This window comes from Lederbergia citrea (genome assembly GCF_018343525.1).
GTDB lineage: Bacteria > Bacillota > Bacilli > Bacillales > Bacillaceae_C > Lederbergia > Lederbergia citrea.
On sequence record NZ_JAGYPH010000001.1, the window covers coordinates 837,063 to 860,581 of the forward strand.

A 23,519-nucleotide genomic window follows, 5' to 3' on the forward strand; every position below is an offset into this window, starting at 1 on the left:
CTTATCGAATGCTGTTTATTTAAAATATTCTCCAAGAAAATTGATCGATAGGATTGAAATAAAGATCATGATTCCTGGAAAAAGCGCAATCCACCAAGCGCCGATTAGAATATCATTTTGTGCATGATAAAGCATATTTCCCCAGGATGGAACAGAAGGGGGGACGCCGATTCCAAGGAAGCTTAATGATACTTCAATAAATATGGCACCGGCAAAGTTAAAAAGAGTGACGACGAAAATAGCTGGGATGCTATTGCGTAATAAATGGACTGTGATTATTTTCCATATAGGTGTTCCGAACATTTTTGCCATTGTTACAAATTCTTTGCTTTTCAAGTTGAGGAATTGTGACCTAATAATTCTAGCCGTGACGAGCCAATTTGTTAGTCCAATTAATAAAGCCATACTAATAATTCCACCGTGCAAAACTGCTTGAAAAGCCAAAATGATAATGAGTGAAGGGATTGCGTTCATAGCTTCCAAGAACCTCATCATGACAGAGTCGATCCATTTGCCAAAGTAGCCGCTAATGCCGCCATAAATAATACCGAACAAAAGGGAGAGAGAGCCTGCCAGCGCAGCTACAGCTAACGTCACTCTGCCTCCGTATAAAATCCGAGAATAAACATCTCTCCCAAGGTTGTCCGTCCCAAGCCAATGTTCTTTTCCGGGAGATGCGTAAACAGCAGTCAAATCTATTTCGTTCGGATTATGCGTCGAGAAAAGGGGTGCAAATACGGTACTAACTAAAATAATTGCAAATAATCCACCCCAAAAGAACATAGCGGTCATTCTTTTGTTTTTTACAATCATCGGCCCATCTCCTCCTGTCTTAATTTTGGGTTAAGCAGAAAAGTTAATAGATCGATGATCAACATTGTTGCTACGACGATTATTCCCGTAATCAATATACATCCCATTAAAAGTGGGAAATCTTTTGTCATTGTCGCTTTTACAGATAACTGCCCTAAACCTGACCATGCAAATAATGATTCGATAATAATCGATCCGCCAAAAAAAGAAGGAATGGTCATACCTAAATAATTTAAATAGGGAAGGGAGGCATTGCGTAAGATTCCTTTATTTAATTCTTTTTGGCTCACACCGTTTGCCTTTGCCACGATACAATAGTATTTTTTTATTTCTTCCTTAATATTTTCTTGTAAAAAGCGTGCATAAATGCCGACATGTGTAACAATGAGAACGAATGCTGGTAAAATTAAATGGCGACATTTATCAAGAAATCCACTTTTTCCGCTTATATCTGCTGTTCCGGATGAGGGAAGGATACCAAGTTGAACGGAGAAAATCCAAATAAGAAGGATTCCGATCCAAAAGGCGGGAAGAGAGGAAGATGCAATACTTGCGATAGAAAGGCCTTTATCTAAAATAGAGCCCTCGTTCATGCCTGCTTTCATACCGAGTGCAATCGAAAAGATAATAATGAAAACCATTGAAACGGAAAAGAGGATAAGGGTGTTCGGCACTCTCTCCATGACGATATCCAACACGGGCCTTCCTTCTCGAGAGGAAAACCCGAAATTACCGACTAATGCCTCCCTTAACCAAGATATATATTGGGTGGAAACGGAACGATTCAGCCCAAAAGCTTGGTTAATTCTCTCTTTTTCAAAAGTTGTAAGTGTTTGTACGTTTCCTCCATAAAATGCTGTGGCGGGGTCTCCAGGGGCTAAATGCATGATAGAGAATCCAAGCAAACTAACAAGAAAAAGGACGGCAATACTCATGCCAATCCTTTTCGCTGCCCATTTAACGATCATTCCACTTCCACTCCTCGACATTCCAGAGGAACCCGGATCCGTGATGTCCTAATGTCCGCTCTGATATGCCGGTTATATTTTTATTAAGACCATAAATGGCGTTTACATAGGCCATAAAATTATAAGCCGGGTCATTGGCTAACTGTTCTTGAAAGTCTTGATAAATTGCTTTTCGCTTCGTTGAATCAGTGATTGTTCGACCTTGCTCCAGAAGCTTGTCTACTTTAGCGTTCGAATAGCTGCCAAAATTATAGCCAGTACTCGTTAAGCTTGATTGATCTGCATGAAAGAGAATATAAGTATGATGATCGGCATCATACGGACTTCCCCAACCTATCATGAAGGCATCTGAGTCTTCGATAGAAATAACACTCCAATCAAGCGCATCCACCGAAACATCAGCACCAATTTTTTTGAATTCTTCAGCAGCATAATTAGCCATATTTACCCGAACAGTATCCGAAACCGGTGATGTAATCGTAAAGGCGAGCTTTTCGCCATTTTTATAACGGAAACCATCCTCTTCCTTTTTCCATCCAGCAACGTCTAATAGTTGTTCTGCTTTTTTCGGGTTGTATTCATATTTCTCGATATTTTCATTATGGAATTCATTTACTTGCAGTGGTGAATATGCTTCTTTTCCATATCCTTTTAATAAGCCCGAAACTAATTGCGAACGATTGATTGCATAATTAAATGCTTTTCTTACATTTACATCTTTCCATAAATCTTTTTTTAGATTATATAAAATTGCACGATAATCAGCAGTCGGGATATCATATATTTGCAAATTGTCCAGTTCCTTTAACTTTTCAGCCTGAACAGGATCCAATAAAGCGATATCGACTTCGCCAGATTGCAGCTGTAACGCACGGACATTGCTATCCGGAATAAATTTAAATATGACTGTTTCAATAGAAGGAGCGGTGCCGAAAAAGTGATCATATGCCTTAAGCGTTAAACTATTTCCTTTATCCCATTTTTCGAACTTGTAAGGGCCAGCACCAATAGGTTTTTGATTAAAAGGGGCCGTTCTCATGTCTTGCCCCTCGAATGCATGCTTAGGCAAGATCGGAACAGTTAGTTTGTCTAATAAGGGAGTAAACGGTTCTTTCAAAGTGATAATGAGTTCCTCGTCACTTTTATTTTCAACTGACTTAATTTCATTAAAGTCGGCTTTTAAAAACGAGGCGTTATGATCATCAAGGATGGCGTTTATCGTAAAAGCGGCATCATCTGCTGTCAGTGGTTTTCCATCATGAAATGTAATTCCTTTTTTAAGCTTGATTGTATATGTTAAACCGTTATTAGAACGTGTATATGACTCTGCAATATCCGGCTTTGGTTCATTGTTTTCATCAAATCTGAATAATCCACGGAAAATAAGTGCATCGAGATTCGTTTCTTCAAGAATTGGATTTAAGTTTTCGTATTCAGATTCTGATGCGTAGATGAGCTGGTTTGGATTATGGGCTTCATTAATCGGCGTTTTACTATTTCCCCCTGAGCATCCGACCAAAAGCAAACAAAATATGCTAATAAATGCAAAAGTGATATGTGTTTTTTTCAATTGATTTACTCCCTCTCAAAATGATTACAATCGCTATTATAAGTTGATAACTAGCCGATGTCTAATACAGAGCTGTAAACATAAAAAGATTCGACCGAATGACCTAGTCGAATCTTTTTGGCTAATCCCAATATTGATTAATAAATTCATCACGCCCGGATTTCTGCCGATCTTCCAAATACTCAGCTTTATTTTTCTTATAGAAATCTTGATGATAGTCTTCAGCTCGATAAAAGGTTTTTGCCGGGATGATTTCTGTTACAATTGGTTTTTTGAATTTCCCGCTTGCTGCAAGGGCAGCTTTTGACTTCTCGGCTTGAATCTTCTGTTCTTCGTTATGGTAAAATATGGCCGCGCGGTAAGAGTCGCCTCTGTCTTGAAATTGCCCTCCAGCATCGGTTGGGTCAATTTGCTGCCAAAAAATCTCCAATAATTGTTCATACGAGAAAATCTTCGGATCATATGTAATTTGAACGACCTCATAATGTCCTGATTCACCCGATTTCACATCAGCATATGTCGGGTTTTCAACATGTCCTCCCGAATAGCCTGACACGACACCATGAATACCTTCCCATTGATCAAAGGGCTTAACCATACACCAGAAGCAGCCACCCGCAAAGGTGGCAATTTGCAATTCTTTTTCCATAAATGATTTTCCCCCATATATATGTTATTTAAAAAAATTGAAAAACCACGGCAATACTCCGATTACATCCATAAAAACAATAATAATTGCTGCCGGTGCAATGTAACGAATCAAAAAATACCAGATTGAAAAAATGAGCTTGCCATGTCCTGTACTAGTAGTAATTTCATGATACTGTTTGCTTTTAGGAATAATATAGGCGGCAAACAGTGAAATAGCCAATGCACCGAGAGGAAGTAACACATTGGAAACTAAGAAATCAGCAAAATCGAAAATCGATTTATCAAATAGTTTTATTTTATCCATGATACCAAAAGAAAGTGCTGAAGGTACACCGGCCAGAAAAATAAGGATTCCGATCACCCAGGTTACCTTTTTCCTTTTATTTAAATCATCTTTTGCGGTAACCGCCACAAGAATTTCAAGCATCGAAAACGCTGAAGTCAAGGTGGCAAATAGAAATAGTAACAGAAATATACTTAGAAAAACCATGCCAAAGGGCATTTGATTAAATACAGCAGGTAAAACTACAAATAAAAGTCCTGGACCTTCTGCTGGCTCCATCCCTAAAGAAAACACAGCGGGAAAAATAGCTAGGCCGGCAAGAAGAGAAATAAAAATATTCATAATTACAATCACTGATGCCGATTTCGGTAAACTTTCTGTTTTTGCTAAATAGGAACTATAAGTAACCATAACGGAATTTCCAACACTTAGAGCAAAGAAAGATTGTCCTAAAGCGAATAGAATGGTCTTAGAATTCAAAGCGGAAAAATCCGGCAAAAGAAGAAAGGCCACACCTTCAGAGGCACCTTCCAGTGTTAGAGACCTGATGATTAAAATAATAAACGAAATGAAGAGAGCGGGCATCATAATCTGATTCGCTCGTTCAATTCCTTTTTGAATTCCTTGTGCCACAATCCAAATCGTTATAATCATGAAAAGAAATTGCGCACCTACCGAAATGAAGGGATGTGAAATGGATGTGGTAAAAAGTTGTCCATAATCTTCTTCCGATAGTCCATAAAGCTTGCCAGTTATCGCATGGAATAGATAAACAATAATCCATCCTCCAACAACACTGTAAAATGACAAAAGGATGAAGCTAGTAACCATCCCAATTCTCCCTAGCCAAGGCCAAGCTGTTCCTGGTGCGAAAAAGCGATAGGCGGAAACAGCATCCGACTGTGATCCTCGCCCAATCGTAAACTCAGCAAGAAGAACTGGAAGTCCAATGAGTATTGTGAAAAGCAGAAAGATAAGAAAGAAAGCTCCTCCGCCCGTCGTCCCTGCAATATAAGGGAATTTCCATATCGCTCCTAATCCAATTGCTGATCCCGCTGCTGCAAGAATAAATCCTAATTTTGATGACCATTGTTCTCGATTTTGACCCATATGTATGCTCCAATTCTTGATGTAGTATCAATCAATCATCATAATATGATAAATCATCCGCGAGTGAAAAACCAGTTTTAAAGAATCCTGAGAATCATTGTTAATGCCCGGAAAGTATAAGCAGGTTGAGCTCGGCAAACAATATAATTGTCCTAAGACGTTTGGACAATGCAGATCAAAGGAGCGCAACCAATGAAAACAAATCAGATGTTTAGAAGTACAAGAAACAATGGTTCGAATAAAATTTGGGTTTCTCTACTGGCAACACTCGGCTTGAGTGCGGCGGTATACGGACTTCAAAAATATAAAAACGGAAAATATATGCGTCCAATTCAAAATATATTGAGCAAAACAAATACAAATGCCCTTCCAACCATACCAGCATTAGCTGTTAATACAATCACAGAATTTTCTAAGGAAATTGCACCTGGGGCTACCATGAGGTCCCAGAATGCAGGTCAGAATTCAGGACAAAACGCAGGACAAAATCAGCAACAATCTTGAGTAAAACATTCCCTGCCTTTCGGGGCAGGGGGATAAAAGGAGACATGGTGTATGAATCATATAGGTATTAAGGTCGCCAGTGTTTTCATTTTGCTTTTTTCTATCGCATCTCATACCCATGCCGGGGAAAATAAAGGGAGAGCTTATTATGAAGAAAGTGGAGACGTAGTATGGGATGTTGTAACGGAAGAAAAATTGATTGCTTTGACTTTTGATGATGGCCCTCATTCTACATTTACTCCACAAATTTTAGATATACTTGCCAAATATAATGCAAAGGCTACCTTCTTTGTAATTGGTGAGCATGCAAAAAAGTTTCCAAATATTATTAAAAGACAAGTGAAAGAAGGCCATGAAATAGCCAATCACTCATTTACCCACTATAATCCAATTAAAAAAGGAGAAGCGTTGAAGAAGGAGTTAAGACAGACGGACGATATACTTTATAAAATTACTGGTACTAAGCCAGCTTTTTACCGACCAGTTGGCGGATATTATAATGATCAAATAATCAATACATCTGTACATGAAGGCTATAGGGTGATCATGTGGTCGTGGCACCAAGATACAGAGGATTGGAAGAGGCCAGGTGTAAATAAAATTGTGTCAAAAGTATTATCAGGTCATCAACCAGGAGATGTGGTGTTATTCCATGATGCTGGAGGAGATCGATCACAAACGGTTAAAGCTTTAAGTATCATTCTTCCTGCCCTTGAAAAAGAAGGCTATGAATTTGTGACTGTTTCACAGCTTTTGCAAAGAACAGGAATTGACGCTATTCCAGGTAGCAATATTTTAAAATAAAATCAGCTGCTTACAGTGTGAGCAGCTCAGACTGTAGACAAACTCAGAAAAAACGAGTTGTTTCCAGTCTTTATTTTTATATTGGATAGAGCGGGTTTCTCGAAGCTTACCGCTCGCTTTCCGCGGGGCGAGCGCCGAGCCGCTTCGTCGCTGCGCTCCTGCAGGGTCTCGGCTGTCTCGCAGATCCCGCAGGAGTCGAGCGGACGCTTCTCCAAACCAAGAAAGTACTAGATATTACTTTTCTAAATCACTCTTTTATTTTTATAATGGAAAGTAGAAGCTGCTTACAGTGTGAGCAGCTATTTGCTACCTATGTTCACTTTTTATTGGAACTGCCTTATCATTTTGCAGGAAGTTCTTTTCTAACTGATAAAATTGTCTTCTCCCTACTTTCCATGCATTAGGAATTGACCTAATCTTTGGTGCATCTAACTGCAATCTTACCGTAGCTAATGACGTTAATCCGCCATCAATATATAGAAAACCTTTGTCACGTTTCTCGATGAATTTCTCGTATAAAATGGGCTCTCGATTTACAATATATTGTGCAAAGTAGTCCATGCTTTCCTCTAATGCTTTAAAACCTGTCAAGATTTCTTCCTTTGTATGTTCCAAGGAGGTCTTTATATCATTTGGTAGAACGGATGGCACCAGAAGTTTAGTGAGAACTAAGGAATTATCTGCAAATTTTTGTTTTGTTGCTATAACCGCATGATATAGGCTTTCCTCATCTTGGTCATCGCTTAATTGATTTAAGGGTTCCATACTAGAATCGATTAAATAATAAATCTGCTTTTCAAATTTTAAAAAGGCTTCCTGTTTTGAATCTTTCGCTAGGAAATTAGGAGGGCAGATAAAAATAAAAAATGAGATAAAAATCAAGACAAATATGTATTTAAGTACCCGACGATAGACCATGGTTTTCCTCCCGTCCTTTTCCCGATATGCCATGTTACTCCAATAACCCTAATTGCCTATATTCATGTACAGTGACTACACCGTTGATAGGAAAATCATTAGCCTTTTGAAACTTCTTTACTGCATTTTCTGTCTGAAAATCGTAAATCCCATCGACTGGCCCATTATACAACCCCATCCCTTTTAACCTCTCTTGAACAAGCTGCACTAAATTTCCTTTTGATCCGACAGATAAGTTTTTATACTCTCCTTTGCCTATACCAGTTATGGGTCCATCTATATGTACCATCGTTCCTTTTGGGATGATTTCAAACAATTGTTCAACGTCTTGATTACGCATACGGATACATCCGCTACTTACATTACGACCTATAAAACTAGGTTTATTCGTACCATGAATTCCATACATACCCCAAGGAACGTTTAAACCTAGCCATCTTGAACCAAATCCACCTCCCCATGACTTTGATTTTTTCGTCACCATAAAGGTACCGATAGGTGTAGGGGATAATTCGGTTCCAGGGGCAATGGAATATTTTTTGATTACTTTATTATTTTCTAAGACGAGTAGTTCATTTGACCACAAATCAATCTTGATATAAATCTCTTTCTCCTTACTTTCTACATGCACATGCGCAGACGAAAATAAGATGATTAAAATGAAAAAAAGTGATACGAAAAACAATGAGTTTTTCTTCATCAATAAATATTCCCCTTTAATAATAAGTTCCATTGTATTGTGTCTAATATGCCTTATTTTTACCCGCGATTTACGGCTTTTTAATTCGTTGATGAAGAGGGAAAACATGCTTTATTGTCGACGTCAAAACCTTGTAATCGTTTTTACATATGTGTGACATTTTGATATAATATAAAATTAAGAAAAGTCAGTATAAAATATATGGGATGGATATTGCTCTCGGCACGGAGGATGGCGCATGGTAAAAGTATTATCATATTTAAAACCATATCGTTTAGCGATGGCTGTAGCATGGATGCTCATGCTTACTGAATTAGTTGTAGAGCTTTGGCATCCACTGTTCATGGCAAAAATAATTGACGAAGGAATCTTGAAGGAAGATCTTAATGCTGTGATGTATTGGGGAGGAATCATGGTCGGTATGTCCATGCTCGGATTCATCGCAGGTATAATCAATTCGTTTTTCTCATCACACGTGAGCCAAAGTTTCAGTTTTGATGTGAGGGCTGCGTTGTTTAAAAAAGTACAGTCATTTTCTTTTAATAATTTAGCTCATTTCCAAACATCATCACTCATTACCCGGTTAACTAATGACGTAACGCAAGTGCAAAACACTGTTTTTATGAGCTTGCGTGTTGCCTTGCGCGCTCCTTTGCTAATCATTGGTGGCGCAACAATGGCATTATTTGTCAATGTCAAGCTTGCTCTCTTTTTGGTATTTCCGATACCCATACTAGTCGTTTTACTCATCTGGATGATGCAAAGGAGCGGGAAATTATTTCGATTTGTCCAAGATAAATTAGATAAAGTAAATAATGTAATGCAAGAAAATTTGACAGGGATGCGATTAATCAAAGCCTTCATTAGAAAGAAATTTGAAGAAAAACGTTTTAATAAAGCAAACCAAGAATTGCGTGACGAGACAGTGAAAGCTTTGCGTCTTGTCGAATTGATTGGTCCTATACTTTTGTTCGTGATGAATATTGGCATATTATTAATTCTTTGGTTCGGTGCGATTGAAGTGAACCAAAAAGGTATGAATGTAGGAGAGGTAGTTGCGATTGTAAACTATGGTTTTCGGATTACTTCAGCACTGTCCATCCTAACATGGATTACGATGGCATTCTCAAGGGGGCGAGCATCATCCCAACGTATATCTGAAGTATTGGCTACGGATGTTGATCTTACAAATACAGCAGAAAGTTCATCTGACAAAACCATCTTAGAGGGCACAGTAGATTTTAACCGTGTAAGTTTTACATATCCTGGGACTAATAAGCCCGTTTTATCTAATTTATCCTTTGTAGCGGAATCGGGGCAAACAGTCGCTGTGATGGGGTCTACCGGATCAGGGAAATCTGCTTTATTTCAACTTATTCCGAGGCTGTATGATGTAACAAATGGAACGATTAAGATTGATGGAATTGATATAAGAAAGATGACACTTGAAACATTGCGTAAGCAAATTGGATTTGTTCCCCAAGAATCTATTCTATTTACAGGATCAGTGACAAACAATATTGCATGGGGTAAAGAGGACGCTTCAATGGAGGAAATAATCGAAAGTGCAAAAGATGCACAAATCCACGAAACGATTCTTAAGCTCCCAAATAAATATGATACAAAAATTGGCCAAAAGGGAGTCAATTTATCGGGTGGGCAAAAGCAACGGCTATCCATTGCGAGAGCGCTTATTCGAAAGCCGAAGCTGCTTTTTTTGGATGACAGCACAAGTGCACTTGATTTGAAAACTGAAGCTAGACTACTATCAGCATTGGAGAAATATGATTGTACTACCTTTATCATTACTCAAAAAGTTACGACCGCAATGAAGGCAGACCAAATATTATTGTTGGATGATGGGAAAATTATCGCAAGAGGTAGCCATAACAATTTGATGATCTCCTCTGCATTATATCAGGATATTTACAAATCCCAATTTGCAAAGGAGGGACTAGCGGATGTCCAATAAACAATTGTCAAAAACAAAAAACTGGAGAATAACACTTTTAAAAATATGGAAGTACTTGGATGTTTACAGAGGCCAGCTGCTACTCGTTTTGTTCACAGTGTTAATTAGTTCGGGATTAGGACTGCTTGGCCCCTACTTAATAGGGAGAACAGTAGATGAGTATATTGCCAATAATAGTGGAAATACACTTGGATTAATTTTGATTATAATTGCGGCTGCTTTTTTATGTTTCTCGTTGTCTAGTTTTCTTCAAAACTACTGGATGATTGGAATTGGCCAGAAAACAGTATTTACTATGAGAACGAAGTTGTTCCATCATCTCCATCAACTACCAATTAAATTTTTTGACAAAAGGCAACATGGTGAACTGATGAGCAGATTAACAAACGATATTGATAATGTGAGCCAGACGCTAAACAGTTCAATTATTCAAGTGTTTTCAAGCTTCTTATTGCTTACCGGAACAATCACTGTGATGCTGATTCTCAGTCCAATCTTAACCCTTATAACCATGTCAGTAATTCCGCTAATGTACTTTGGTATGAAGTGGATTACAAATCGAACGGGTCGGCTATTTAAGGAACAGCAGCGATATTTAGGTGACCTGAATGGATTTATTCAAGAAACAATTTCAGGGCAAACAATTGTCAAAACCTTTTCTCAAGAAGAGAAGATGATTGCAGATTTCATGGAAAAAAATGAACGATTAAGAAAAGCCGGCTACTGGGCACAAACTTACTCGGGTTTTATTCCAAAGCTGATGAACATGTTAAATAATTTAAGTTTCGCTATTATTGCAGGAGCTGGAGGGATACTAGCCCTTAAAGGCCACGTAACAATTGGAATGATTATTGTTTTTACTGAATACTCTCGCCAGTTCACGCGCCCTTTGAATGACCTCGCAAACCAATTTAACACGTTACTTTCAGCAGTTGCAGGTGCGGAAAGGGTCTTCGAAATTTTGGATGAGGATGAAGAAAGGGATATAAAGTCCAGCATGACTTTGGATCGCGTAAGAGGGGAAGTAGAATTCCGTAATGTTTCTTTTTCATATGGTGATGATCAGCAAACAATCAACGATGTGAACTTTCGTGCCTTACCAGGAGAAACGGTTGCCCTTGTTGGTCCTACTGGTGCTGGTAAAACAACTATTATCAATTTACTAGCCCGTTTTTATGAGACCAAATCTGGTGAAATCCTCATAGATGGTATTGATGTAAGACAAATAAAACGAAACAACCTCCGAAGTAAAATGGGCTTTGTTTTACAGGATTCTTATTTATTCCAAGGGACGATTAGAGAGAATATTCGTTACGGAAAATTAGAAGCGACAGATGAAGAAGTAGAAAAGGCTGCTAAAATGGCCAATGCACATTCATTTATTATGAAACTACCAAACCAATATGATACAGTCTTAAGACAAGATGGAAGCGGCATCAGCCAAGGCCAAAAACAATTATTATCCATCGCAAGGGCAATGCTGTCAAATCCTTCATTATTAATCTTGGATGAAGCAACGAGTAATATTGATACAATTACTGAAATGAAAATCCAAGAAGCTTTGTATCGGTTGATGAAGGGGAGAACAAGCTTCGTCATTGCACATCGGCTTAACACCATTCAGAAGGCTGATCAAATCCTCGTTTTAGACAATGGCAGCATCATTGAACAAGGAAATCATCAATCCCTTTTAGAAAATAAAGGATTTTATGCAGGTCTTTTTCATAGCCAGTTGGTAAAAGAGAGTGGTTGACAAAGAGTACAAAAATGAAGCCGTCATGGTTCCAGCAGGAAAATGGCGGCTTCATTTTTATTTAATACTCGGGTTTCTCGCGTATATGTGTCTCATTGAACTCTTTTTCATTTGGATCAAAATATTTATCTGTGTATTTTGCCACAAACTTGTCATCATCTACAAAGCCTGCACCCCAAGTCGGGTCCATCACTAACCAGTCACCATCAATATTGGCTTCGACCCATGCGTGGTTTTCTTTAAAGGCACCTGTTCCTGCTTTACCTCCAATGAGTCTTGCTTCAATCCCGCTAGCACGCAAAAGGGCTGTAGATAAATACGCATAGTCTTGGCAGACACCCATTTTCGATTGGATCGTCTTTAGCGCGCCATCATCCCATTTAAAATCATTGTTTTTAAATTTCTTTACATCATAGGCAATGTTTTTGGCTGTATAATCGTAAATTGCTTTAGCTTTATCTCGATTTGTTTTTTTATCCTTTGTAATTTCATTTGCCAAGGCGATGATTTCCGGCGCCTCCGATTGAATGCCTCTTGAAGGCAGCAGGTCCCGCTTATCTTCGTTTGCGGTGTTCGTGACCGTTAATGATGCTACAGAATGAAAACTAAAATACGCTGTATTTTCCTGATTAATTTCCGGAATGTTAATGGTCATTTCATAATCCCCAGGCCCAAATCGCAAATAGATTTCATCATCAAACGCAAAGTTTTGAATGGGAATAATATCAAGCGCTTCATCTTGTCCTTTCGTAGTTTTTATATACATATGTGTCATCTCTTTCGCTGATGGTGCATTGGGGTTTATTTTCCCACTAATTTTGTACGTCAGATTCGCTTGATCTCCTCCATACTTTGGCGATTCAAGCTGAATTCCCCGTTCCTCATATCCGCGGTGAAATTCAATTGGTTCCATCCTTTTAGTAGAAACATTGTTTACTAAGAATGAGCTACCATATTGATAACGATTCTCCAATTCCTTATCTGGTACATAAATTTGCACTTCATGAATGCCTTCACCAAAAAATAATGGGAGGTTATACGAAAAAATTCCATCTGTAACAGGTAAAACATGTTGCCAAGAATCATTTTCTTTTTTTAATTGGAGCATGACCGTTTGATTTTCTGCTGATTTCTTAATTTCACCAGATATAGGGATAAGTTCATTTGCTTCAAGCATTCCAGAACTGGGTTCATGAATCACAAGCCCTGAATCGTGGCCGTTTGGTGTATATGTAATGTCCCGCTCAATCGTCTCATTTACATTTATAACTTCAAAATTAGCCAATTCCGAAAAGAAATTTTCCTGTTCCGTGCTAGGTAAAAGAATCGTTATGGAATAATTGCCAGCTCCGTTAAAAAAATGAATGACTTGTTCAAAACTTCCATCTTCAATGGGTACATAGTACTCAAATGTATCATTTGGTTCATTAGTATCCACTTGCTTCATTTTAATCCATACAAAGTTACCCAAAAGCTGTTCGTGCTTATCAATTTTTCCGGAGACGGTGAACTCATGATTGACAGCGAAGGATTGGTGTACTGGCTGTAAAAGGGTGGCGCCAATGATATCTGCATAGCCTGTAAGCTCTAAAGGTACAAGCTTTAGCTCCTTATTTGTTTCTTCTGCCAGTTTTGTAAACGGATCAGTTTCTTTTTGTATTTGTTTGCTTTGTTGTGGTTTAGCTGATGATATAGTGGTTCCGGTACTGCATGCGGTCCCAGTTAGTATTAAAAATGTGATCGCTGTCAGAAGCTGCCATTTTTTCATTATACGCCTCCTCTGGTTTACATAGTTTCGTTGTTTAATATATATCATAATTAATCAAGCAGAGACAATGGAATACTACAATAGAGATTAATCCGATTTATAAGGTGTGTATAATATGATTTAAGTTTGGTATAATCATTTTATTGCGAGCATGTTACAGAAAGGATGAACAACATGAGAGTTGTTGGAAATATTGCACAATTAATCGGAAACACCCCATTGGTAAAGTTAAACAAGCTCCCTGATCCGAATGGAGCTGAAATATATGTAAAGCTCGAATATTTTAATCCTAGCAGAAGTGTGAAAGATCGCGCTGCTTATAATATGATACTGGAAGCAGAAAAATCCGGCTTACTTAAAGCGGGCGCTACGATCATTGAACCAACATCAGGGAATACAGGTATTGGAATTGCGATGAATTCTGCTGCACGGGGCTATAAGTCCATTATTGTGATGCCAGACTCGGCTACGGCGGAACGAATTAATATATTAAAAGCATATGGTGCCGAAGTGGTTCTTACGCCTAGTGATGAAAAAATGCCAGGAGCCATTAAAAAAGCAGAAGAGATTGCCGCCAAAATCCCAAATAGTTATATACCGATGCAATTCGAAAATGAAGCAAATCCTGATATTCACCGCGTAACTACTGCCCAAGAAATTATTGAAGCAATGGAGACAAATGGAAAAAACTTGGCTGCATTTGTTGGAACTTCAGGGACAGGCGGGACAATTACCGGCACAGGGGAAACGCTAAAAGAATATAATGATTCGATTACAGTCCATGTTGTTGAGCCTGCTGGCTCGCCAGTTTTATCGGGAGGAGAACCTGGTAAGCATAAATTAGTAGGCACTAGTCCAGGCTTTATTCCGTCCATTTTAAACACATCCGTATACGATGAAATTTTTAAAATCGAGGATCATGAGGCATATGATACTGTGCGCAAATTAGCAAAACAGGAAGGCATCTTGTTAGGCCCATCAGGAGGAGCTTCCGTTTTCGCGGCAATCCAAGTAGCAAAACGTCTTTCATCTAATCAGACGGTTGTGTGTATTGCGCCAGATACAGGTGAGCGTTATTTATCGAGTGATCTATTTCAATTTGAATAAACAGCGAATTTACTTGCTGTTTATTTTTTTAAAAAATATTGTTGACAAAATTCATAGGATTAATCATGATAGATGGAGTGTATTTCCTATTAAACAACTTGGTTTACTAGAGGTGAAAATATGTATCTTTCAATTGACGGAATAGAAAAGAGTTTTATAGATGATAAAAATAATAAGACGAAGGTTCTTGATAATATCAATATTGAGATTGAGAAGGGGAGCTTTGTATCGATTGTTGGCCCCTCAGGCTGCGGTAAATCGACCCTTCTATATTTAATCGCGGGATTGGAAAAAGCAGATCGCGGGAACATCCAAATCACTGGAAAGAAAGTGACGAAGCCTGGACCTGATCGGGTTGTTGTTTTTCAAGAAGCGGGATTATTTCCATGGCTCACTGTAATGGAAAACGTTACTTATGGCCTGTTACTCAAAAAAATGCCGAAAGAAGAGGCGAAGGCTAAAGCGCTTGATATTCTTAAGATGGTTCATCTTAGCCGTTACGTTGACTCTTATCCACATCAGCTATCAGGCGGTATGAAGCAAAGAGTTGCTATCGCCCGGGCACTTGTAATGGAGCCGGATATTTTATTAATGGACGAACCATTTTCCGCTTTGGATGAACAAACAAGGATGGTACTTCATAAAGAACTTCTCGACATTTGGAGAAAAACGAAAGTAACAATATTTTTCGTTACTCATAATATTCGTGAAGCAGTTTTGTTATCCGAAAGAGTTATTGTATTTGCAACTCGACCAGGAAAAATCAAAGAGGTTATTCCCGTTCCTGCAACAAAAGATGGCGTGATGCCTGATAGTGTCACACTTCATACTGAACAAAGAATCTTAGCGATACTGCAAGATGAAATCGAAAAAGTGTTAAAGGAGGAAATGGGTGATGACTACAGCTTTAAGACGGATCATCTTCATCGCGATGATAGCGGTGATATGGGAAGTCACATCTAGATTTTCCGGTCTGCCAGCTTTTATGTTTCCGAGCCTTACACAAGTTTTTGAAACGCTTTTTAATGGGTTAATTAATGGGCAAATTGCCACGGCGATTGCTAAAAGTTTTAGCAGAATTTTAATCGGATTTTCCATTGCTATTTTCTTAGGCCTTATCATGGGTTATTTGATTTGGCGATATAAATTGGTTGAGGACACTCTCGGATTTTTAGTCACAGCACTTCAATCGATTCCGAGCATTGTCTGGTTTCCACTTGCCATTATCTGGTTTGGACTGAATGATTTCGCCATTTTATTTATAGTAACGATTGGAGCAACTTGGACGATGACGATTAGTGCGACAAGCGGTTTTACAAATGTGCCGAAACTTTATCAGCGTGTAGCGAAAACATATGGATCAAGCGGCTTTCATTTTATACGGACAGTAATTATTCCCGCCTCTGTTCCACAACTGCTCTCTGGCCTTCGAATAGCATGGGCTTTTTCTTGGAGGGCCTTAATGGCAGGGGAATTGCTAGGTGCAGGTGGGGGCCTAGGACAATTGCTGGAAACCGGACGATCGCTCGGACAGATGGATCTTGTAATTTCAGTCATGATCATTATCGCAGTGATTGGGACGATTATGGATAATATTATATTCATGCGTTTGGAACGCTCTGTCCAAACAAAATGGGGAGTTAACCAATCTTAGAAAAGGGAGAGAGAACCGTGTATAAAAAAATAATCACATCGGCATTTGCTATTATCTTAATGATTGGACTATTAAGTGCCTGTTCACAAGCTGGAAATGAGAAGGGGAAAAAATCTGGTAGCCAAACAGTAAAAATCGGCTACTTTCCGAATTTAACACATATTGCTACTATTGTTGCGCTTGAAAAAGATTATTTTAAGGAAGAGTTCGGAGAAAATGTGAAAATTGAAACAAAAACAGTCAATAACGGTGGACTATTTATGGAAGCTATGACGACTAAAGCGATCGACGTAGGAACAGTCGGTCCGGGTCCTCTTCTCAACTTTTACGTGAAAAATCCTAAATTCCACATTATTTCCGGTGCGGTTAATGGAGGAGCGGTCCTTGTAGCAAGTGAAGGCAGCAATATCGAGAAGCTAGAAGATTTAGATGGTAAACGAGTGGCTATTCCTGTAATTGGAAGCACACAAGATGTGATGTTAAGAAAAGCGCTTAAGGATGTTAAGCTAAACGCAACAACAAATGGGGGAACAGTAGAGCTATTCGCTGCTGCACCTGCTGATACTGCTACGCTTTTCGTTCAAAAATCAGTAGATGCTGCGGCAACACAAGAGCCTTGGGGCAATATACTTGAAACGCAGGCTAACGGTAAACTTTTACTTGACTGGGATCAGTTTGCATGGGGGAAAGATTCAACCAATACAGTTGTAGCTGCAAGAGCAGAGTTTTTGGGAAATAAAGAGCTTGTTACGTCTTATTTAAAAGCACATAAAAAAGCAGTAGCATTCATTCAAGAAAACCCTGAAGAAGCGCAGGACTTGGTTATTAAGCATATTAAAGATTTAACAGGAAAAGAAATAAATAAAGAAGAAACAGCAGCTGCTTTTAAAAGATTACAAGTAACAACAGATGTAAATGAACAAGTGATACAAGAAATGGCTGATATTAGTAAAGAAGCGGAATACATCCCAAGTAATAATATCGATGGGATGATCGATCTGTCGTTTTTAGAAGGTTTGGATAAATAATTCATTTTTCGAACAGGTGTGCAGATAAAGCATACCTGTTTATTAATACAAAGCACTCGCAAAAAAACTCTTGATAAATTATGATTGAATTACCATAAAATTAAAGGAGAGAATTAAATGAGTTCACCTACTATCTCAATGAACGGTACGATTCCAATCCTAAGAATTTTTGATGAGCAGAAAGCAAGAGAATTTTATCAAGAGTTTTTAGAATTTGCAGTAGATTGGGAACACCGTTTTGAGGAAGATTTACCTTTATACATGCAAATATCGTATGATCAGTGCGTTATCCATCTGTCAGAACACCATGGAGATAGCAGCCCTGGCTCCGGAATTAGAATCTCCGTTAAAAATATTGAAGAATTACATACAAGGCTGCTTTCTAAAAAATATAAATATGCACGGCCCGGCCTTGAAGATACTCCATGGAATACGAAAGAGATAACAATTGGGGACCCTTTCGGAAATCGAATTATCTTTTATGAAGATAAGTAAATGTGATAGTGAGTAGTTATTTCCTATTTCACCGTTGCTGAAATAATCAAACATCTTTATAATAGTTTTAATTAGTTTTTTGTACACCAGGAGGGGTTATGGTTGCCAATTAATATACCAAAAGAGATGCCGGCGAGAGAGGTTTTGGAAAAAGAAAAAATATTCGTGATGGACGAAGAGCGTGCCAACAAACAAGACATCCGCCCATTGAATATTTTAATATTAAATTTGATGCCGGAAAAACAAAAGACAGAGGTTCAACTGCTTCGGCTTCTCGGGAATACCCCGCTGCAAGTAAATATTTCGTTTTTGCATATGGAAACGCATGAATCGAAAAACGTAAGCAAGTCACATCTAGACCAGTTTTATACAACTTTTTCGACGGTCAAAAACAATTATTTTGACGGTATGATCATTACAGGTGCGCCGATAGAGCATTTGCCATTTCAAGAAGTGAACTATTGGAATGAGTTAAAAGAAATTATGAATTGGACAAAAGATCACGTAACTTCTGTCATGCATATTTGTTGGGGAGCCCAGGCAGCTTTATATCACCATTATGCAATTGATAAATTTGACCTGCCTTCAAAATGTTTTGGGGTATTTAAGCATGATATTACGGATCCAACGATAAAACTTGTTCGTGGATTTGACGATGTTTTTCTTGCTCCAGTTTCCCGTCACACAGGTGTCCGAGCGAATGAGATCGAACAGCATCCTGAACTTATTCTTCTTTCAAATGGGGATGTCGGGCCATTTATTATTCTTTCAAAAGATGAAAAGAATATTATGATTACCGGACATCTCGAGTATGATACTACAACATTGGCAGAAGAATTCCAGCGAGACCTAAATAAAGGGATTAATATTCAGCTGCCGGAAAATTACTTTCCCGACAATGATTATACGAAGACACCGCTCAAAACGTGGCGGTCACATAGCCACTTACTTTTTTCAAATTGGCTTAATTACTATGTATACCAAGAAACACCATTTGAATGGAAATAAGAAAAGCTTATGGACCTCATGTGGCCCATAAGCTTTTTGTATAAGGAGAACAACTTTATGAAATTTGATAATAGTAAAATAGATACTGCTAAACTTTTAGAATTTATTAATGATAGATTCCAAATCGATTTGGTCAGCGAAATACAATTTATACCGAAAGGCGAAGAAGGGTATTGTTACTATATAAAAGACATTAATGAAAGCGGTTATTTTGTAAAGGCGTTAAAAACTCAATCACATCTTGAAGAAGCATTATCAATCATTCAACAATTACATGATGATTATGAAAAAAAATACGTTCTAGCACCGATTCAAACGAATAAAGGTAATGTGTCAGCGAATTTCGGTCAATATCAAATCTCACTTTTTCCGTTTATTCAAGGGGCGTCAATATATGAAACTATGTTAACGCTAGAGGATTCAAAACGAATTGCGACTATGATGGCTGATTTTCATAGCATAAATTATAAGAAATTCGAACATCTACGTAGAGAAACTTTTGATAATCCGTTTGAAAATAACATTTTAAATCTAATACATTCGGCGGAAAATGGGAATCAGTCTAGAACTAATTATCAGCAGCAAGCCTCAGAATTATTGATAAAAGAAAAAGATGATGTTCAAGCCACATTAATAAAAATGAAGACTATGCAAAAAAAATTGCAAGCAGCTTCTTTGGATTGGACTATTACTCACGGCGATCCTAATTATGCAAATATTATGCGTGATTTGCAGGGCGATCTGTATTTGATTGACTTTGGTGAGATTGCTATCGGACCGATTGAACGAGATTTAATGGCTTTTTCGGAAAATGAATTTTTCGGGAAATTTATTTCAACATATAAAGAGATCCGTCCCGAGGCTAAATTTCACCTGGAAACCTTTGAATTTTACATATACCGGTGGTGCCTTCAGGAAATATCAGATTATGGTATGCAGATTTTCTTTGGTACATCAGGCGAGATTGAACATGAGCATGCATGGGCGGAATTGCAACCGTATTTGCCAATCCCTCATTTGGACATCCAAAAAAGTCTTCAGAGAATAGAAAAAATCTTATGGAGATGAATAATTATTTTGAATAAGGAGATGTCCAGAAATGTTAGCTTTCATGGAGATTGGGAGGGGAGAAAAAAAGCAATCCTGTCTTCATGAGCTTTTAGGGACTTTTAGACAACGCCTTTTTCAATAAATAATTTTATTCCTTGTTTTTTGCTAATTCCGTTCAATCTAGTGTTCCTGGTGGTTGCTCAAGCCAGTTATATTTAATCATGATGTCTGCTCCACTTTTAGCTAATCGGCTGATTTCTAACGATAATCGGTCATAATTTAGTGCTTAAATCAGTTCGCTGACTGGCTGCTGCTGGGGGGGGCTTTGAGGCGAGGATAAATTAGAATTATAGCCCACACAAAAAGATTCCCATTACATAAGATAACCTTGAAAAAGTAAGGAGGGAATTAAATGGATGGTGCTGTAGGATTTGGTGGCGGCGGCTTTGCCTTATTGGTAGTCTTATTCATCCTGCTTGTTATCATCGGTGCAAGCTTTGTCGGTGGTGGCTGCGGTTATTATTAAAGCCCAAATTGTTTAGAAATTTGGTTGTAATAAAAACTAAGTGGGTTTAATGATTCAGGATTGAGATAAGACTTTTTAATGAATTGATAAAAACTAAATGATGTAAGTAAGATAAACGCAGTTTCTTGCATTTATCTTACTTACAGTTTTTCTGTTTATTGATAGATTCAAATACGATAAAAATAACGGTTTTATATTGGTCTATTTTTGAGTTTTTTCGATGTATTCAAACAGGAATGATTGCCCTTTTCGATAAAATCTTGGATCGTAAATCCCAAACTGTTGATCATTATTTACGACCACAACAAAAGGAGACCATTCATTTAATGTTCTGGCTTTTGGGTTTTGCTTAAATAATTCTTCTAAATCATTATCACTAGCCGATTGTAGTTGGTAAATCAATCGTCCTTTCGTTAAGAGCGAATCTTGTATAATATCTACTGTGTCTCCATTTTTACCAATAATGGAGAAATTCCAGGGAACAAAGCTAGCTGATAAAGCCACTTGTTCATAATGGGGTTTATGTTGCTCGTAAAGAATATAACCTTGGACAGATTGGACGAGAACATGAAGTGCAATCAATGCCCAGGTGAAACGGAAAAGACGATATTCCTTTATTCTTTTTGCCGTTTTAGAGATAATAAAAGCAATTAAGAAAAGAAACCAAATAACAAAATCAATAATAGAAACGGTACCAAATGTCAGTCTTACGTTAGAAAAAGGTTCAAGATATCCAGTTCCCCACGCATTAAACACATCACTTGTTATGTGAATAAATACAGCAAGAAATGCAATCCAAAAGAAATGCCAGTTTTTGAGACGGAAAAAAAGCGAGTTTAATAAAGAAAATAAAACTGCCCAAACGGGAACAAGGAAGATAGAGTGAGTAATTCCTCGATGCCACATTTGATATTGCCCGGTCGTGTCCCAAAGCTGGGAAATCACATCAATGTCAGGAATTTGGCTTGCTCCGATAGAAGTAAATAAAAGAGCTTGTTTTTCTTTTTTACTCATATTTTCTTTATTGACAGCTTTGTAGATTCCAATGCCAAATAATGTATGGGTAATCGTGTCCAAGTAATCACTCCTCCCCTTAACTCAGGATGTGTAAAATAATTCTTTATCCGTCCTTTATTATAATATATGGAACATCACCCGACCATAAAATAGACAATCATTCCGAATTTAGACAAATCCAAAAAATAGCCTTAAATCATAGTTTAATGGACATAGAACAAGGAATAAACAATGGAATTTAAGCACAAAAACCTCTACCAGAAAAGGCAGAGGGAATTCTTATACACTTTTATCAATATTCAAGCAGCATTTTAAATGGAAGTTGAGGCTCCTTACTCATAATTACTGTTTTAACCGGATTCTCTCAATAATCTTATGCAAATCATCCGGTCTATGAAACTCAATCGGAGATACACCTTTTTCAAAGGTAATAGAATCAGCTTCGACAAGTAATACATACCTATCATTTACTTTCGCCAAATGAATGCTTTCGCCAAAATCGGCAAGGTATCCTTTAATAAATGTTTCACCAACTGTCATTTTCAACTCAGTTTCAGGGGCAAGCTCAACGATTTGTGCAGCTGCTTCAACGACTTGTTCAGTTGATAATCTTTCACGAATTTCCCGCTGGGGACTAGTTTCCCAAATTTCCATATCTTGCTCAAATTGTTGTAGCTCTTCGCTGTTATCCGCTAACACTTCATGAAAATGCTCTTCGACCATTGATTTTACTTGGGTCCTTAAAATTTCGGGCATTGACTCGCCGTATTCTACAAATTTTAAGAAATCCTCAAAATACCTTGCGTGAGAGGATTGATGAATTTTCAATTCGCTTTCTTCAATCATTCCTTCTTCAGGCATATACGGATATTGAATGGATTTCATATTTTTTGTTGTTATTGCCATTTCAACATTTCGAATAAGTGTTGATTCATCCGCGATGGAGGCAACTTTCGGTTCGAAGTCGCATTTCATAATAAACACAAACTTATCATCAAAATATTTCGCGGGGCGGGCAGAGGCGACGAGAAAGGCACCGCCGCGCACGGCACTCGTATCTAAATAAGATTGAACCAATGCTTCGCTTCCTTCTTTAAAATCAGCTTTAGATTCAGCATTCCTTAATCGATTAAACAAGTTGTAGTTTGGATTCGAATCGAGCTCATGGCCAGGCTCAACGATGAAATGTCCAAGCTTTGTGGGGGCGGCTTCTGATTTAGGATGGCGTTCCACTTTCCGCTTTACAATTTTTGTCAACTCTCCATCTAAAAAGTCCTTGATTGCATGTTGATCGTATTCATCTGTATCTAATGTTTGGAAATGTTTATGTTGTTTACTTGCTTCCTCATCTTTTCCATCTACCTGTATAACATAAAAAGATAAAAAACGTATTTCAAAATCCATATTAAACACCTTATTTCATTATTTTTAGCTATTCAAGTATAGGAAATAGGGTCTTAACAGTCAATGTGAACTTAAAATTCAAAAAGTCATTTTAAAAAAAAATTTTAGAAAAACGGTTACAGAAAAAATATTCCGATAATACCAATTGACAAAACAATAGTATATATCGTACATTAAAGGGAGGTATTAACTTAATTTGTTAATAAAGGAGATTATTTTATGTATGGTGTCGTTCTTAACTAATCCGTAATTTCATACGGTCATTCTTTTTTATTTACGTTCCGGGCAAAAAAATGCTAACGGAAACGTTTATTTGAGTTACCTAAAAAAGGATGATAGTTAAGGACAATTCATAGCACATAGAATAAACGACTCTACGTAGCTGTGTCAATTTGGCATAGCTTTTTTATTTCCAT

At 37.8% G+C, this 23,519-nt stretch carries 22 protein-coding genes and 1 pseudogene; 12 read left to right on the top strand and 11 right to left on the bottom strand.

Features of this window, described 5'->3' with window-relative positions:
- Positions 1-15 precede the first annotated feature (15 nt).
- From KHA88_RS04315 to KHA88_RS04335, 5 genes are all read right to left on the bottom strand, one after another.
- A complete protein-coding gene (locus KHA88_RS04315) occupies positions 16-813 on the bottom strand; it encodes an ABC transporter permease (protein WP_249305823.1) in 798 nt (265 codons plus the stop codon).
- On the bottom strand, positions 810-1,781 hold the full coding sequence (locus KHA88_RS04320; protein WP_213096992.1) for an ABC transporter permease: 972 nt from the start codon (positions 1,779-1,781) through the stop codon (positions 810-812). The genes KHA88_RS04315 and KHA88_RS04320 overlap by 4 nt, the downstream gene beginning before the upstream one ends.
- On the bottom strand, positions 1,771-3,351 hold the full coding sequence (locus KHA88_RS04325; protein WP_249305825.1) for an ABC transporter substrate-binding protein: 1,581 nt from the start codon (positions 3,349-3,351) through the stop codon (positions 1,771-1,773). The genes KHA88_RS04320 and KHA88_RS04325 overlap by 11 nt, the downstream gene beginning before the upstream one ends.
- Positions 3,352-3,472: 121 nt before the next feature.
- On the bottom strand, positions 3,473-4,000 hold the full coding sequence (gene msrA, locus KHA88_RS04330; RefSeq protein WP_213096991.1) for a peptide-methionine (S)-S-oxide reductase MsrA: 528 nt from the start codon (positions 3,998-4,000) through the stop codon (positions 3,473-3,475).
- 24 nt (positions 4,001-4,024) lie between these two features.
- A complete protein-coding gene (locus KHA88_RS04335) occupies positions 4,025-5,395 on the bottom strand; it encodes a sodium-dependent transporter (protein ID WP_213096990.1) in 1,371 nt (456 codons plus the stop codon).
- 192 nt (positions 5,396-5,587) lie between these two features.
- Here KHA88_RS04335 and KHA88_RS04340 point away from each other — a divergent pair, with 192 nt between their 5' ends.
- Both KHA88_RS04340 and KHA88_RS04345 read left to right on the top strand, forming a co-directional pair.
- A complete protein-coding gene (locus KHA88_RS04340) occupies positions 5,588-5,899 on the top strand; it encodes a hypothetical protein (protein WP_213096989.1) in 312 nt (103 codons plus the stop codon).
- Positions 5,900-5,950: 51 nt separating this feature from the next.
- A complete protein-coding gene (locus tag KHA88_RS04345; protein ID WP_213096988.1) occupies positions 5,951-6,703 on the top strand; it encodes a polysaccharide deacetylase family protein in 753 nt (250 codons plus the stop codon).
- A 306-nt stretch (positions 6,704-7,009) separates the two neighbouring features.
- On the opposite strand, the gene KHA88_RS04350 is transcribed toward KHA88_RS04345, so the two are convergent.
- Both KHA88_RS04350 and KHA88_RS04355 read right to left on the bottom strand, forming a co-directional pair.
- Positions 7,010-7,621 (bottom strand): hypothetical protein, encoded by a 612-nt coding sequence (locus KHA88_RS04350; protein ID WP_213096987.1) that lies wholly within the window; start codon positions 7,619-7,621, stop codon positions 7,010-7,012.
- A 34-nt stretch (positions 7,622-7,655) separates the two neighbouring features.
- Positions 7,656-8,321, bottom strand: a complete 666-nt coding sequence (locus KHA88_RS04355) for a L,D-transpeptidase family protein (protein ID WP_249308368.1) — start codon at positions 8,319-8,321, stop codon at positions 7,656-7,658.
- Between the two features lie 238 nt (positions 8,322-8,559).
- On the opposite strand from KHA88_RS04355, the gene KHA88_RS04360 reads away from it, so the two are divergent.
- Both KHA88_RS04360 and KHA88_RS04365 read left to right on the top strand, forming a co-directional pair.
- Complete coding sequence (locus tag KHA88_RS04360) at positions 8,560-10,293, top strand: ABC transporter ATP-binding protein (protein ID WP_213096985.1); 1,734 nt, start codon at positions 8,560-8,562, stop codon at positions 10,291-10,293.
- The gene (locus KHA88_RS04365) at positions 10,283-12,046 is read left to right on the top strand and encodes an ABC transporter ATP-binding protein (protein ID WP_213096984.1); all 1,764 of its coding nucleotides are present in this window, start codon (positions 10,283-10,285) and stop codon (positions 12,044-12,046) included. The genes KHA88_RS04360 and KHA88_RS04365 overlap by 11 nt, the downstream gene beginning before the upstream one ends.
- Positions 12,047-12,107: 61 nt before the next feature.
- Here the strand turns inward: KHA88_RS04365 and KHA88_RS04370 are convergent, their stop codons facing one another.
- Positions 12,108-13,814, bottom strand: coding sequence for a transglutaminase domain-containing protein (locus tag KHA88_RS04370; protein ID WP_213121430.1), 1,707 nt, complete (start codon positions 13,812-13,814; stop codon positions 12,108-12,110).
- 174 nt (positions 13,815-13,988) lie between these two features.
- On the opposite strand from KHA88_RS04370, the gene cysK reads away from it, so the two are divergent.
- From cysK to KHA88_RS04405, 7 genes are all read left to right on the top strand, one after another.
- Entirely contained in the window at positions 13,989-14,921 is a 933-nt protein-coding gene (gene cysK, locus KHA88_RS04375) for a cysteine synthase A (RefSeq protein WP_213097848.1), read from the top strand.
- A 120-nt stretch (positions 14,922-15,041) separates the two neighbouring features.
- Entirely contained in the window at positions 15,042-15,884 is an 843-nt protein-coding gene (locus KHA88_RS04380; protein WP_213096982.1) for an ABC transporter ATP-binding protein, read from the top strand.
- The gene (locus tag KHA88_RS04385) at positions 15,817-16,575 is read left to right on the top strand and encodes an ABC transporter permease (RefSeq protein WP_213096981.1); all 759 of its coding nucleotides are present in this window, start codon (positions 15,817-15,819) and stop codon (positions 16,573-16,575) included. The genes KHA88_RS04380 and KHA88_RS04385 overlap by 68 nt, the downstream gene beginning before the upstream one ends.
- 17 nt (positions 16,576-16,592) lie before the next feature.
- Positions 16,593-17,603 carry an ABC transporter substrate-binding protein gene (locus KHA88_RS04390; protein ID WP_213121431.1) on the top strand — a complete coding sequence of 337 codons (1,011 nt, stop codon included), beginning with the start codon at positions 16,593-16,595 and terminating at the stop codon, positions 17,601-17,603.
- 117 nt (positions 17,604-17,720) lie between these two features.
- Positions 17,721-18,098, top strand: a complete 378-nt coding sequence (locus KHA88_RS04395; RefSeq protein WP_249305829.1) for a glyoxalase superfamily protein — start codon at positions 17,721-17,723, stop codon at positions 18,096-18,098.
- 102 nt (positions 18,099-18,200) lie between these two features.
- Positions 18,201-19,106: a homoserine O-acetyltransferase MetA gene (gene metA, locus KHA88_RS04400; RefSeq protein ID WP_213096979.1), complete on the top strand. Its 906-nt coding sequence runs from the start codon at positions 18,201-18,203 to the stop codon at positions 19,104-19,106.
- A gap of 57 nt (positions 19,107-19,163) precedes the next feature.
- Entirely contained in the window at positions 19,164-20,174 is a 1,011-nt protein-coding gene (locus tag KHA88_RS04405) for a phosphotransferase (protein ID WP_213096978.1), read from the top strand.
- Between the two features lie 157 nt (positions 20,175-20,331).
- Here the strand turns inward: KHA88_RS04405 and KHA88_RS20830 are convergent.
- A pseudogene (locus KHA88_RS20830) lies at positions 20,332-20,470 on the bottom strand (DUF3231 family protein); the annotation flags it as partial.
- 98 nt (positions 20,471-20,568) lie between these two features.
- On the opposite strand from KHA88_RS20830, the gene KHA88_RS04410 reads away from it, so the two are divergent.
- Positions 20,569-20,682, top strand: a complete 114-nt coding sequence (locus tag KHA88_RS04410; RefSeq protein ID WP_213096977.1) for a YjcZ family sporulation protein — start codon at positions 20,569-20,571, stop codon at positions 20,680-20,682.
- A gap of 201 nt (positions 20,683-20,883) precedes the next feature.
- On the opposite strand, the gene KHA88_RS04415 is transcribed toward KHA88_RS04410, so the two are convergent.
- Both KHA88_RS04415 and KHA88_RS04420 read right to left on the bottom strand, forming a co-directional pair.
- Positions 20,884-21,759 carry a metal-dependent hydrolase gene (locus tag KHA88_RS04415; protein WP_213096976.1) on the bottom strand — a complete coding sequence of 292 codons (876 nt, stop codon included), beginning with the start codon at positions 21,757-21,759 and terminating at the stop codon, positions 20,884-20,886.
- Positions 21,760-22,041: 282 nt separating this feature from the next.
- Positions 22,042-23,103: a DUF3900 domain-containing protein gene (locus tag KHA88_RS04420; protein ID WP_213096975.1), complete on the bottom strand. Its 1,062-nt coding sequence runs from the start codon at positions 23,101-23,103 to the stop codon at positions 22,042-22,044.
- Positions 23,104-23,519 lie beyond the last annotated feature (416 nt).